General features: G+C 39.7%; 11 protein-coding genes. 2 read left to right on the plus strand and 9 right to left on the minus strand.

Annotated elements, in window-relative coordinates; all coding sequences use genetic code 11:
• Positions 1-84 precede the first annotated feature (84 nt).
• The gene (locus tag PB1_RS11075; protein WP_004436542.1) at positions 85-1,068 is read left to right on the plus strand and encodes a MerR family transcriptional regulator; all 984 of its coding nucleotides are present in this window, start codon (positions 85-87) and stop codon (positions 1,066-1,068) included.
• Positions 1,069-1,194: 126 nt separating this feature from the next.
• Here the strand turns inward: PB1_RS11075 and PB1_RS11080 are convergent, their stop codons facing one another.
• Positions 1,195-2,268, minus strand: coding sequence for an ABC transporter substrate-binding protein (locus tag PB1_RS11080; protein ID WP_004436544.1), 1,074 nt, complete (start codon positions 2,266-2,268; stop codon positions 1,195-1,197).
• Complete coding sequence (locus PB1_RS11085; RefSeq protein WP_004436546.1) at positions 2,265-3,065, minus strand: ABC transporter permease; 801 nt, start codon at positions 3,063-3,065, stop codon at positions 2,265-2,267. Before PB1_RS11085 ends, PB1_RS11080 begins: the two co-directional genes overlap by 4 nt.
• Before the next feature lie 168 nt (positions 3,066-3,233).
• On the opposite strand from PB1_RS11085, the gene PB1_RS11090 reads away from it, so the two are divergent.
• Positions 3,234-4,670 (plus strand): DDE-type integrase/transposase/recombinase, encoded by a 1,437-nt coding sequence (locus tag PB1_RS11090; RefSeq protein ID WP_003350502.1) that lies wholly within the window; start codon positions 3,234-3,236, stop codon positions 4,668-4,670.
• Between the two features lie 227 nt (positions 4,671-4,897).
• Here the strand turns inward: PB1_RS11090 and PB1_RS11095 are convergent, their stop codons facing one another.
• From PB1_RS11095 to efeO, 7 genes are all read right to left on the minus strand, one after another.
• Positions 4,898-5,704, minus strand: a complete 807-nt coding sequence (locus PB1_RS11095) for an ABC transporter permease (protein WP_004436551.1) — start codon at positions 5,702-5,704, stop codon at positions 4,898-4,900.
• An 11-nt stretch (positions 5,705-5,715) separates the two neighbouring features.
• The gene (locus PB1_RS11100; protein WP_004436552.1) at positions 5,716-6,801 is read right to left on the minus strand and encodes an ABC transporter ATP-binding protein; all 1,086 of its coding nucleotides are present in this window, start codon (positions 6,799-6,801) and stop codon (positions 5,716-5,718) included.
• A 276-nt stretch (positions 6,802-7,077) separates the two neighbouring features.
• A complete protein-coding gene (locus PB1_RS11105) occupies positions 7,078-8,037 on the minus strand; it encodes a dipeptidase (RefSeq protein WP_004436553.1) in 960 nt (319 codons plus the stop codon).
• Between the two features lie 672 nt (positions 8,038-8,709).
• A complete protein-coding gene (gene rbsK, locus PB1_RS11120) occupies positions 8,710-9,615 on the minus strand; it encodes a ribokinase (RefSeq protein ID WP_004436555.1) in 906 nt (301 codons plus the stop codon).
• Positions 9,616-9,710: 95 nt separating this feature from the next.
• A complete protein-coding gene (locus PB1_RS11125) occupies positions 9,711-11,468 on the minus strand; it encodes an FTR1 family iron permease (RefSeq protein ID WP_004436556.1) in 1,758 nt (585 codons plus the stop codon).
• Between the two features lie 34 nt (positions 11,469-11,502).
• On the minus strand, positions 11,503-12,801 hold the full coding sequence (gene efeB / locus PB1_RS11130; RefSeq protein WP_004436558.1) for an iron uptake transporter deferrochelatase/peroxidase subunit: 1,299 nt from the start codon (positions 12,799-12,801) through the stop codon (positions 11,503-11,505).
• Between the two features lie 3 nt (positions 12,802-12,804).
• Complete coding sequence (efeO, locus tag PB1_RS11135; protein ID WP_004436559.1) at positions 12,805-13,653, minus strand: iron uptake system protein EfeO; 849 nt, start codon at positions 13,651-13,653, stop codon at positions 12,805-12,807.
• Between the last annotated feature and the right edge of the window lie 175 nt (positions 13,654-13,828).

Genomic DNA, 13,828 nt, shown 5'->3' on the forward strand with positions numbered 1-13,828 from the left:
AATGATGAATAATTATCATAAACACTGAAATCTTTTCAAATCTGTGTTAGAAAGGACTGAATAATAAACATGGATAACCGTTTTATGAGGGCATATACGATTAAGGAAGTTTCAAAAAAAATCGACGTCCCCCCGGGTACAATCAGACAATGGGAAAAAGATTTGGAAGGGATTCTCATTATCTCCCGCACGAAGCAAGGTGCAAGGTATTTTACCGATCAAGAAATCTCACTTTTAATGAAAATCAAGGAAATGCGCGACAAAAATTTGAGCAAAGAAATGATCCGTGAACTATTGCAAAAACATTTGAATCAAAATTCGCAAGCTGATTCCGAAACAATCGAAACTTCTTTGCAGTCTGTTTCTGAAAACAACACTCTTGAACATCTAGAAAATTCAGACTCCGGATTCGAGAAGTTTTTGGAAGCTATGGACGCATTTAAAGAAAGCTTATTGGAGGAGATCAAATGTGAAATACGAAATGCCGCCCGAAAAGAAATATTAGAAGAAGTGAAAAAAGAAATATCAAAAAATACCGTTCATACCGTTAAGAGTCTCTCCCACTCTATTTATACATCAAGTGAAAAAACAAAATCGGAAATTCAGGAGCTTTCCGGGCGGATTGCAAAAGCTTCGGAACATAATTCCGAAGAGTTCAAAACATTGAAAAACAGTGTTGCGAAAGCTTCGAAACTCACTTCTGAAACTTTCAGAACCCTGTCCAACAGCATTGCGAAAGCTTCAGAAGATACTTCCGAAGAAATAGCCATACTTTCAAACCGGCTTTCCGAAGCTTCCGAAGCTTCCGCAGAAGAATTCAAGACCTTGGTCCACTACATTTCCAAGTCAACCGAAGTAACCAATCATGAGATAAACAATCTAATTAACAATATTAATAGAGAACGGGATATCCTTATAGAAACTTTGAATCAAGAACGCGAACAATACCTCCAGGAAATCAAACAACGAGAAGCAGCGTTTCAAGATTTAATCTCGGGTTTTCGAAATGCAGCAGCAGACGAAGAAAAACCCGCCAAAAAATGGTGGAGACTTTGGAAAAAACAGTGATTAAGGGTCTGGCCCGCATTGGATTAATGCTTTAAAGCATTGAGGTTTTCGCCCTCTCTATGTTTATGCGGTACTTTAAATTAAGAAAGAGTGGCCGGCCATATAAAACCGGTCACTCTCTGAGATCTACTTTTTATGAATTTTAAACTGGAGGAATAGCTCATTATAGTACGCAAGCATTTTTTTTCCGAGGTTTTCGTAGACTTCCAGCCTTGCCGTCATTTCTTCGTCAGGATAAAAACGTTTATCATTGACGATTTCTTTATCCATATATTTCAGTGCTTCTTTATTTGGAGTGGAGTATCCGACATACTCGGTATTTTGCGCTGCTATTTTTGGATCGAGCATAAAGTTGATAAACTTATGTGCTGCCTCTATGTTCTTGGCAGTTTTTGGGATAACCATGTTATCAAACCACAAATTGGAGCCTTCTTCTGGCACCACATATTCGAGGTTGTCTTTTTCCCACATTAATTCTGCTGCGGTCCCTGACCAGACAACACCGATCGCGGCTTCATCATTTTCCATCAACATTCTGATTTCATCTCCAACGATGGCCTTGATATTCGGAGTCAGCTTGTCAAGTTTTTCTTTCGCCTCAAGCAAATGGGATTTATTCGTATCATTCAGCGAATAGTGCAAGCTGTTTAATCCCATTCCCATTACTTCACGTGCACCATCGATAAGCAATATTTCATTCTTAAAATCTGGGTCCCATAAATCATTCCATTTCGTAATCTTTTTATCTCCCAGAATATCTTTATTGTAAAGGATTCCGACCGTTCCCCAAAAATAAGGAATCGAATATTTGTTGCCCGGATCAAAAGGTAAATCCAAAAATCTTGGGTCGATGTATTTCAAATTCGGAATTTTAGAATGATCGATCGGAAGAAGCAAGTTTTCTTCGTTCATTTTTTGGATGGCATATTCCGATGGAACAGCGATATCATATGCTGTGCCTCCCTGCTCAATTTTTGTCATCATTGCTTCGTTTGAATCAAATGTTTCGTAGATCACCTTGATGCCTGTTTCTTTTTCAAACCTGTCGATTAATTTCGCATCAATATAATCGCCCCAGTTATAAATTATTAATGTATTTCCGTTTGTATACCCTTGGGCTGAATTCAGTTTAAAAACGACATAAAGCAAAAGAAAAGATACCAGCAAAACTGCAGCGAATGCCCGACTAAGCTGCTTCATCTCCGATCCCCCATTCCGTTCGGCCGGTTGCGCTTTGCAATGTAGTAATAACCGATCACAAGAATCATCGTAAAAATAAATAATATGGTTGATAAAGCGTTTATATTTAACGACACTCCTCTTCGTGCCAGCGAGTAGATTTCAACCGACAGCGTCGTAAAACCATTCCCCGTCACAAAAAACGTTACGGCAAAGTCATCAAGCGAATAGGTCAGCGCCATAAAAAAGCCTGCAAAAATACCAGGTGTAATATATGGCAGCACAACCTTTGAAAGAACGTCCCAGCGGCTCGCTCCCAAATCAAGGGCCGCAAACATCATTGTCGGGCTCATTTCCTCAATCTTTGGAAGCACCATAATAACCACGATCGGTACACAAAAAGCTATATGGGAAAGCAGGACGGAAATTAATCCCAGCTTAATCCCGATCATCGTAAATAAAATCAAGAAGGAAGCGCCAATAATTACGTCAGGGCTGACAATCAGGACATTATTTAAGGACAATAGCGTATTTTTTACTCTCCGCTTTCTTGAATAAGCGATCGCAAGTGCTCCTGCCACTCCAATAATGGTCGAGATCGCCGCAGACAAAAGGGCAATAATAATTGTGTTTAATACAATGATCAACAGCCGGGAATCTTTGAACAGCTCCTTATACCAGTCAAACGTAAATCCTTCAAACTGATACATTGTACCGCCGCTATTAAAAGAATAAAAAATTAAATAGAAAATCGGGGCATAAAGGATAAAAAAGACGACAATTAAATACACAGCTGACAATTTCGACATTTTTTTCATATTATCCCCCGCCTCTTTTTCCCCGTATTGTCAAAAATTTTTAGATAAAATTTGGATAATTTATTGATATTTAAGGTTTTATAAACAAAAAACTTGCCACCCCCATTGTTTTAGGGTATTAGTGAGGTAACCACACACACACCAATCCTAAAACAAGGAAGTGACAAGTTGTTACCTCAATTATTAACCTATTTGCTTGAATATATCAAGCACCAAGATCAAATGATTCGAACATTACTTACTCTTCTAATTGGAAAAAACATGTTTGATAAGCCAACAGAAAAGCCTGTAAATAAGCCTTATCAAAAACTTCAGGTGGATGAGCTACCGATTATTGAAACTCTACAAAAGCTTGATTATCAAATTCTTCTCACAGAATATTTGGAGAAGAACGGGAAACCTCTCAAACCTGTTCAGAGGCGTTCCCATTCAAAAGGTAAGGTACCTTCATCCATGAAATGTCCAAGGTGTGGTGCTCCGTCCGATTATCTTTATGCCAATAACGGAGGCAAAGGACAGTATCAATGTAAGGTGTGTGCGTGTCTGTTTAATAAAAAGAACCAATATGCCAAAGAGGCTGTACTCAAATGCCCACACTGTTCTAAAACACTCGAGAAGATCAAGGAAAGAAAAGATTTTCTCGTATTTAAGTGCAAAAACAATGACTGTCCGTATTACAAAAAGAAACTGCAAGGAATGTCTAAAAAAGAGAAAAAGCAGTTCGAAAAGGATCCTCAGTCTTTTAAAGTTCGATACATATTCCGTCAGTTTCAAATTGATTATCAGCCGTTAGCTAAACATTCACCTAAGAAGCCAAAAGTGGATTTGTCCAGGCTTCATGTGTCACCGCATACATTAGGACTCATTTTAACTTACCATGTTAACTATGGCCTATCAGCTCGGAAAACAGCTGCACTGATGAAGGATGTTCACGGTGTAAACATCTCTCACCAGAGTATATTGAATTACGAAAACAGCGTAGCACTGATGCTCAAACCTTATGTGGATCATTATCCTTATGAGCTCTCTGATCAATTCTGCGGAGACGAAACATACATAAAGGTGAATGGCCGTTGGCATTATCTTTTTTTCTTTTTTGATGCGGTAAAGAAGATTATTCTGTCCTACCCTGTTTCTCCAAATCGTGATACGGTGTCTGCCATCCGTGCGATTGATGAGGTCTTATGGAAGATGAAAGAGATCCCGGAAGACCTCACCTTTGTCGTAGATGGCAATCCAATTTACCTTTTAGCACAACACTTTTTTGCCCAACACGGTATTACATTTGATGTGAAGCAGGTCATTGGACTAACCAACGAAGACCTGGTTTCCACGGAATACAGACCGCTAAAACAAATCATTGAAAGACTGAATCGAACATTTAAGGGCAATTACAGATCGACACACGGATTTGGATCCGATCACGGATCCGTTTCTTATGTGACCTTGTTTGTAGCTTACTTTAACTTCTTGCGGCCACATTCAGCCCTAGAAGGCAAAGTGCCTGTAGTTATTCCAGAACTAAAAGAACTGCCGAATATGCCTGCACGTTGGACAAAACTGATTGGTTTAGCTCAACAATGGCTAGTAGAGCAAACTGCCTAACTTTTTGTTTAGCAGAGCCCTTACCAGCATCGGCGAAGCGAACTCTTGACAAACCGAACCAGTCAATGGTTTAAAATGGAAATTGGCAAGGGCTTCTTTGGTGTGCCTTCTTTTTGTTCCCTTCGCCCTTGTTGGTTCAAAATTAAACCATTGACGTGTTTGTCAAGAGCGATTGCGGCGGCATTTTCTCTATTTTCGGTAGAACACATCCTTCCAATACTGAGTTTTCATAGAACTTTTGACACTACCTTTTTCCCTGTGACAATCATGATGATCACCATGGCAATGATCAAGAAGACGGCTATGGTTGATCCCATTCCCCAATCCTGTGTCACGAGAAAATGCTGTTCAATCGCTGTTCCAAGTGTAATAACCCGGTTTCCGGCAATCAGCCTCGTAAGCATAAATAATGATAAAGACGGTATAAAGACGACCTGGCAGCCCGATTTCACGCCATCAAGCGTCAATGGAAAAATAACGCGCCTGAAAGTTGTCCATGATGACCCTCCTAAATCATGGGCCGCATCCACAAGTGACGGATTCAATTCATTTAGAGCATTAAAAATTGGCAAAATCATAAATGGCAGAAAGATATAAACCGATACGAATATAAAGCTGAAATCGGTAAACAGCAGCTGCTTGCTTCCGATGCCGATCATTTTAAGGAAGCTGTTTGCTGCTCTATATGTACCAAAAATACCTAGAAAGGCATATGCTTTTAACAATAAATTGATCCATGACGGTAAAATAATTAAAAGCAGCCAGAGCTGTTTATGTTTCGTTTTCGTAAGCAAATATGCTGTTGGATAAGCAATAATAAGTGTGAACAAAGTTATTAAAAATGCATACCAGAAAGAACTCAACGTCATCCCCAAGTAAACGGTCGTGAAAAATTTCTTGTAATTATCCAGTGTAAAATGGCCTTCTATGTCAAAAAATGAATAATATAGAACCAGGAACAGCGGTGTAACCACGAAGAGAATTATCCACAAAACATAAGGAATCAAATAAAAATTTCGGGAAGTATTTCTCATGGCCGTACCTCTCAATAATTTTCTAACCGTTTGTCGAATTCTTCTTCGGTTTCACCGAGTCGCATTACGTGAATAGCTTCCGGATCAAAATGAAGGCCAATTTCATCACCGACTTTCACTTTTCTTGTTGAATGGACAAGCCATTCGTTTCCATCTTGGTCATAACAAATAATTTCATAGTGAACCCCGCGGAATAATTGGGAGTCAATGCGCACTTGTAGTTTTCCCTGGTCTTTCGGTGTAATTTCCAGGTCTTCTGGACGGATCACAATTTCAACGGTTTCATTAGGGTTAAAGCCCTTGTCCACACAATCAAATGTCTTTCCCGCAAACTCTACGACGTAATCTTTAATCATTTTTCCGGAAACAATATTTGACTCTCCGATAAAATTTGCGACAAAGCGGTTAATAGGCTCATCATAAATATCTGTAGGTGTTCCGCTTTGTTCAATTTTTCCATTGTTTAAGACAAATATTTCGTCAGACATGGCAAGAGCTTCTTCCTGATCATGCGTAACAAAAATAAATGTAATTCCTAACCTTCGCTGCAGTTCACGCAATTCGTACTGCATTTCTGTCCGCAGCTTCAAATCTAGGGCTGATAACGGCTCATCCAACAGAAGTACTTCGGGCTCATTTACGATCGCCCGCACAATCGCCACACGTTGACGCTGACCGCCTGACATTTCACTGATTTCTCGGTTTTCATAACCTTTTAGATTGACGAACCTTAAGGCTTCTTTTACTTTTTCGGTTATTTCTGCATTCTTCAACTTTTTTATTCGTAATCCAAATGCGACATTTTCAAATACATTTAAATGAGGAAATAAAGCATAATCCTGAAAAACAGTGTTGACCTGGCGCTTATTCGCAGGAACATGGTTTATTATTTTTCCGTTAAAATAAATGTTCCCCTGTGACGGCCCGATAAAACCCGCAATTAAACGAAGAATCGTCGTTTTTCCGCATCCCGAGGGTCCGAGCAGCGTATAAAACTTCCCTCTTTCAATTTCAAAGCAGACATCATTCAAAACTGGAGGATCATTGTCATATTGTTTCGTGACATGCTCAAAACGAATGATAATATTATCTTTCATCTTTCTCCCTCTACCACCTGTTTTCTGTGCTAAATCAATTCTTACCATTGTAATTCAAGCAAATGCAATTCATGGTTCATTTGATTGCATCTTTCCAACCGTTATCATAACACAGAATACATATTTATTAACAAAAAAATCAAAAAATTTGAATTACTGATTGAGGTGCGCGACCGCACTACGACACCGATTGAGGGTCTGGCCCGCATTACGACATCGCGTTAATGCTTTAAAGGATTGAGGGTCTGGCCCGCACTTCGATACTGCGTTAACGCTTTAAAGGGTTGAGTGGCTGTTCCCCACTGCACGAAACCCCGGTCGATGATCCAAGAAGTTTTGATAGGCAAATCCTCTCACTTCTTCTTCGGAAAAATGCTTCAATAATTCATTGATGAGCTGCTGGCTTTTGGATGCATCCTCAAGCCCGACGACAAATTTGGAAATGCCGTCAAAATCGGATCCAAATCCGATTTGTTTTTCACCGCCAAGAGAACAAAAATGATCAATATGTTTGATTACATCGGTAATTGCTGCTTTCCCATTTTCCTTTAAAAATGGAGGATGATAGACAACGTGGATCATTCCTCCTTTTTTAAACATGGCAATCGCTTGCTCATTTTTTAAATTACGAGGATGGTCACACAGCTTTCGAGAATTAGAATGGCTGGCAATCGGATAATCAGCGAGTTCCATCACATCCCAAAAAGCTTTTTCACTTAAATGTGAGACGTCCGTTAAAATTTGATGTTTATTGTTAAAGTGAACAATCTCCTTCCCAAATAAAGTAAGACCTGCACCGCGCGGTTCTTCCGCCCCATCAGCTGCCAAGTTGGCATAATTCCAAGTCAACCCGACTGACCTCACACCAAGCTGGTAAAGGATTTGAAGCTTCGTCAGGTCATTGCCGATCGCATCGACACCTTCTAGCGTCAGCATAGCTCCGATTTCACCGTCTTTTAGGCTGTCAAAATCAGACCATTCTCGAATCTGCTTCATTTCAGGATTTTTATCAAGCACTTCCGAATAAAACAAATCAACTTGATCGAGAGCAATCGTAAATTTCTCATCCGTGTTTATTTCAGGATCAACAAAGATTGCAAAACATTGAACCTTTATTTTGCCATCCTTAAGGCGCTGTTTATTAGCATGTAACTCAGGTGCATCAGCAAACCTTAACGTTCTTTTAGATTCTGACAGCTTTAGTAAAACATCGCAGTGTAAATCAATAATGTTCATTGCTTTTCTCCTTGAGTTTATTTTATTCAAAATAAGGGGAGGATAAGTAATTAGGAAGAAAAATAATTCTTAAATAGGTTAATTAAATGGAGTTAGTTATTTTTCTTGATATTACCATTATTCTGATGATAGGCTTTATTCTTTCTCGAAAGACTTTGCATATTTTTGAAAATATCTTTTTATTCATTGTTACTGACATATTATTTTTGAATTATATGGCTGTATCATACAATAATACGGATTTATTTGAACTCCTGTCAATCATTGGAATGACCTTGATGCTTATAATAATAGGCATATTGAAAAATACTTTAAACGCACTCTTCGAAAAGAGGATTTACTATCCTACCTGTTTGTTTATCTATATGAAAAATGGAACTTGAAGGCTATTGTGAATGGTCTATAGGAGAAACAGCTTACGAATGGCTTTCCCATTTATTTAACGTATTTAATTATAAAGATTGGAAAATTTGGTACTCATTTACGTCATATTTATTTTCACAGCCGTTAACTTTGCTGATTTTTACATTTCTAAAAAATAGTTATAATACGAAGCAAGAATCCAAATGAAAATAGGCCGGCAAATGTTCGCCAGCCTATTTTCTTTCCGGTCAATTCAAAAATTGGAATGGATTCTTCAACTTTTCTCCATCTTCAACTTTCATTTCACCCTTATCGCTCATTTTGTAATTCTAAAAATTCGTCCACCTCTTGTTTAGTCGGCATCCCTCCTTGAGCTCCTAATTTTGAGACGGATAATGCAGCTGCAGCGTTCGCAAAACGGCAAGCTTCTTCCAATTCCATGCCAAAACTTAATGAAAAAGCAAGTGCTCCGTTAAACGTATCACCGGCACCTGTTGTATCAACCACCTCAACTTTATAGCCAGAAATCTCTTTTCCTCCGTTTTGAAAAATCTTTACACCTTTTGACCCTCTCGTCACAATACATTTTGCCATTAAATCTTTTTTTTCTTGTTCAGACCATTCAAAAGCTGAAGAAAGCAATTCTTGTTGTTCATGTTCATTAGGAGTCAAATAATCAATTTTTTGAACAAGTTCCTTCGAAAGCGCTTGGATCGGCGCAGGATTTAATATCACTTTTACATTGTGCTTTTTTGCAATTTCAACAGCTTTTTCAACGCTTTTGAGCGGGATTTCAAGTTGAAGCAAGACAATGTCACTTTTCGCAATAACGCTTTCATGTTCTTCTACAAATTCCGGAGTTACCTGATAATTTGCACCTGGAACAACGATAATACTATTATCGCCATCGGAAATTGTGATCGATGCAAAACCAGTAGATTGATGTAAAACAGGTCTCACATAGTCCATATGAATACCTTGAATTGACAGATGTTTTACCAACTCCTTGCCAAAAGCATCTTGGCCGACACATCCGATTAATGTAACATCCGCTCCCAGCCGTGCGGCAGCAACGGCTTGATTCGCCCCCTTTCCTCCTGGAATAGTATAAAACGAATCACCTAAAACTGTTTCGCCGATCCGAGGAATTTTCCTGGTTTTTGTTACTAAATCCATATTAATACTGCCAATGACTGTGATTCTTTTTCTTGTCATCCGCTTCACCTCAAAACAAAAGTTAATTCGCCTACTTTAGAACTCCTTTTCCTTCCATGGTTATCGTTTCAGATCAAGAATCAACTTCCCACTCTTTAATTCGACGCAGCCGCCTGTTCCCCTGCTGCCGTTTTATTCAAATAAAACGTCGTCCCGATAATCATTAATATAAGAAGAATCTGCGGTACTAATGTTTCCATGGTTGGATATAAGCCGATCAGTTCAACATAGGGAACATTTGTCAATGAATGTGTTGGAAGCGTATTTGCCACCTGCAGTGCATGAATGCTGACTCCGAGCATTTTGAATGATAAAACGTAGATAAGAATTGTTGCGACCATAAAGAATGGCCGGATTGGAATGGCTGTACTGTATCGGATAATAACAATCCCAAGAACCACTAAAATTATAAATGCGATCCCGATTCCGAGAATTAACTGGCTGAAATCCATTGACGGAGCCATTCCGGCATAGAAAATGATTGTTTCGGCACCTTCGCGAAAAATTGAAAGAAAACTGAGCATGGCCATGGACAATAAACTTCCTTTTGCCAATGCTTTTCCGAGATGATTCTTGATATATTGGTTCCAGTGGGCAATGTTAGTCTTTTTGTGAAGCCAAGCTCCAACTGTCAACATCATCACAACGGCAACGATTCCAATGATTCCTTCGATATATTCACGGCTTTCCGCAGCAGTAATTTTTGAAAAAAATACGTTCATCACAACTGCGAGAACAGCACTTGCAATGATCCCACTAAAGACGCCGCCCCAAATCCATCCTTGTTTGTCCGCATGATTCGTTTTCTTTAAAAATGCAAGCAAACCGGCAATGATTAAAAGAGCCTCAAATCCTTCACGCAACAGAATAAACAGTGCATCTATATACGAGTAGCTTGTTTTAGCTGAAAGCAGATGAAGGCTTTTAGACAATTCGGTGATAATGGCTTGTGCCTTTTCCACATCTTTATTGTCGGATTCCAACAAACTGATCGCAGTCGGAATTTTATTTTCCATTCGATTGTAAAGAGAGTGGTCTTTTGTCCGCACTTCCCCTTCCACCGCCGGCCAAATGATCAATATTTCGTTTAAATACTCTGCTGCCTTAGACGGTTTATTGACTTTTAGAGCCTGCACGCTTTTTTCTAATAATCCTGTAACATCACCCAATGTGTAGTCATTACCGGCGGACTTTTTTACACTTTTACCCCTTATAAAATTGTCAACCGAAGTCCGAAGCTCCTCGAGACTCCTTAAAGCTTTCTCTCTATCCGGCGGATTTTGCGTCAGCGAAATTCTTAATAAAGAAAGCTGGGTTTCAATCTCACCATACAAGACAACGCTTTCGTTTCGGACAATTACTTCATTGGCCGTCCATGCTGATAGTAATTGCGGATATTTCGCGCTTGCTTCACTAAGTTGATTATTCTGAATCATTTTTTCAAGTTCATCGATAGTTGGAAAAAGCTGTTTCAGCTTTTCTTTTTCTTTTTGCGGATCAGTCGGATTTTGTTCCTCTTGATACGAAACAAGCGCTTTTGATAAGGCTGACAGGCTTTCACTTATTTTAGCCGCATCTTTTTCAGATTCCATGAGTGCGTTTTTCACAATATTTAAATTTTTATCGACTGCAGCTGCTTTTTTACTGTCCGCAGCTTTTACTTCGTTCCATTGCTGCGTAAATTTATCCAGGTTAGCCTGTACGGAATCCCAATCCGCTTCCTTTGTTTTCATAATGGCATCGCCAATTTCAATATATAAGTCATCAAGATTGACCGATGCCATTGCATTATTTAAATAGAAACCCATTGTAAAAAGAAACACGAAGGCAAGAAGGCAAATTTTTTTATACATTATTGTCAACTCCTATGAAAAAAAGAGAAACGAATTATGAAAATAGCGTTTCTCCAATATATCCTCCCTTTTTCACTCCCGGCAGACAGGCAAAAACGGCACTTCCCCGATGGACAATATATTCGTTTAACTCATCCATTTGTGCAAGGCGCTCTTGAATCGGTACGAATTGTTTGCTGATACTTCGCTGGAAGCTGATAAACAATAATCCGGCATCAAACGTTCCTGTTTTTACATCCATTCCTTCTCCATACGAAAAAGAGCGCCGCAAAATTTTCTGCCTTCCATCACCATGTGCGACCCGAATGTGGGCTGTTTCAGGAATGTAATATTCTCCATTCTCATTCATCATTTCAAAATCCGGCTTATCGAACTCATTTTTCTGTCCAAGCGGCGCACCAGAATCCCGGTACCGGCCGAAGGTATTTTCTTGATCCTTTAGAGCGGTCCTGTCCCAGACCTCGATGAACATTTGAATCCGCCTTACAACCAAATAAGAACCGTTAACAAGCCAATCAGGTCCGTCACCTGGCTGTATCCAGACGTACTTATTCATTTCAGCAGGATCTTTAACATCCGGGTTTACCGTACCATCTTTAAAGCCAAATAAGTTGCGGGGAGTTTCATTTTTCGGACTTGCTTGCTTAGTGCGCTGGAAACCGGCCTGGCCCCAGCGAAGAACAGCTTTTCCGCGGGCAATTCTCGCTAGATTTCTGACAGCATGAAAGGCAATTTGCAGATCATCCGCACATGCTTGAATACAGATGTCTCCTCCTGTCCATTGTTCTTCTAACGAATCAAGAGGAAATTTTGGCAAATCTTTCAGTTCAGCCGGCTGTTTTTTTTGCAACCCAAACCTATCTTGGCCGTTCTTGGTAAATAGAGTCGGTCCGACTCCGAAGGTTAAGGTCAGATTCGATGCCGTAAGCCCTGCAGCTTCCCCCGTATCAACAGGCGGGAGAAATTTATTATCAGATGCATCACCCACCGATTTGCCTTCCGTCATAGCTGCTGCAGCATCAGTCCAGTCTTGAAAAAGTTGAATAAGATCATTTCTGTCGGCTGCCTTCACGTCAAATGCTGCAAAATAAATATGGTTTTGCACTTCTGTTGTGATGCCGGCCTGATGCTTTCCGTAAAACGGCACGATATTATTTGTTTTTTCTTTATTTTGCGAGCTTGGAAACACGTCAGCAAGTGCAAACGCTCCTCCGACTCCTGTTGCACCGAGCAGCATGCCGACTCCTCCGATGCCGGCTGCTTTCAAAACATCCCGTCTCGATACTTGTTTCTTCAAGAGTGAATTCATTTCCTGTTTGTTAAGTTCCGACATTGTCTATCCCTCCAGCACAATCCCTAATTGGGAAAGCGGTTCTGCAAGTTCATTGATCGACTGGCTCAATTCTTTCACTTGATCCTTGCTTAATTTAGTATATGAAACATACCCTTCTCCATTTTTATATTTCTCTAGCAATCCATACAATGCGTCAAAACGTTGTTCGATTTCTTTGGCGAGTTCCTTATCTTTTTCCTTCAGCGCAGGACTCAGCAATTCATAAATTTTTTCAGCGCCCTCTACATTTGCAACAAAATCGTATAAATCTGTATGGGAATAACGATCTTCTTCCCCGGTCACTTTTGATGTTGAAACCTCATTTAATAGGTCCACTGCCCCTGTGATCAACAGCTCTGGTGTCACTTCAACCGTTTCAACCTTTGCCCGCAAAAGCTTTACGTCTTTTTTAAGCTGCTCAGCATATTGCTCATAGCCTTTTGTCGTGTTTTCAACCCAGAGGCCTTTCTCAATCCGGTGATAGCCGCCCCATTCTGACTCAGGGACATCACCTTCACGAGCGTCAATCTTCGGGTCAAGTTCCGCAAATGCCTCGGCAATTGGCTCAGAACGCTCATAATGCATGCGGGCCGGTGCATAAAGTTCTTTTGCTTTTTCCACATCCCCTGCGATCACTGCGTTGGCAAACGCTTCTGTCTTTTTAACAAATTCATCGATTTCCGCGATAGCAAACGTTCGATAATCAGCTGACACCTTGCTTAAGTCCGCCTGAGAGTTCTCCGCAGGAGCCTTATTCTTTATCTGTTCTGTTGATTTATCGTCTGTCTTAGAACAACCAAACAACAAACTGCTTGATAATAATAATGCAACTGGCAATTTATAATGTTTCATGTAATCAACACTCCCGGAATATGTATATAACATAATGATTTTCATTCTCAATTATAATGGGTTAAATTATCAATATCAATAGATTTTAAGATTTGTAACTTGCATAAAGTCTTTGAAATCTATTTTATTACCTAAATTGTCACAAATAAGAAGCCTTCGCCATGCACAAACTGGA

It is taken from the genome of Bacillus methanolicus PB1, from assembly GCF_000262755.1.
Taxonomy (GTDB): Bacteria; Bacillota; Bacilli; order Bacillales; family Cytobacillaceae; genus Bacillus_Z; species Bacillus_Z methanolicus.

Excerpts from the sequence above, each read along its gene's own strand:
- efeB (WP_004436558.1), bottom strand. The coding sequence starts at position 12,801 with ATGTCGGAACTTAACAAACAGGAAATGAATTCACTCTTGAAGAAACAA.
- PB1_RS11080 (WP_004436544.1), bottom strand. The coding sequence starts at position 2,268 with ATGAAGCAGCTTAGTCGGGCATTCGCTGCAGTTTTGCTGGTATCTTTT.
- PB1_RS11100 (WP_004436552.1), bottom strand. The coding sequence starts at position 6,801 with ATGAAAGATAATATTATCATTCGTTTTGAGCATGTCACGAAACAATAT.
- PB1_RS11095 (WP_004436551.1), bottom strand. The coding sequence starts at position 5,704 with ATGAGAAATACTTCCCGAAATTTTTATTTGATTCCTTATGTTTTGTGG.
- PB1_RS11105 (WP_004436553.1), bottom strand. The coding sequence starts at position 8,037 with ATGAACATTATTGATTTACACTGCGATGTTTTACTAAAGCTGTCAGAA.
- PB1_RS11085 (WP_004436546.1), bottom strand. The coding sequence starts at position 3,065 with ATGAAAAAAATGTCGAAATTGTCAGCTGTGTATTTAATTGTCGTCTTT.
- efeO (WP_004436559.1), bottom strand. The coding sequence starts at position 13,653 with ATGAAACATTATAAATTGCCAGTTGCATTATTATTATCAAGCAGTTTG.
- PB1_RS11075 (WP_004436542.1), top strand. The coding sequence starts at position 85 with ATGAGGGCATATACGATTAAGGAAGTTTCAAAAAAAATCGACGTCCCC.
- rbsK (WP_004436555.1), bottom strand. The coding sequence starts at position 9,615 with ATGACAAGAAAAAGAATCACAGTCATTGGCAGTATTAATATGGATTTA.
- PB1_RS11125 (WP_004436556.1), bottom strand. The coding sequence starts at position 11,468 with ATGTATAAAAAAATTTGCCTTCTTGCCTTCGTGTTTCTTTTTACAATG.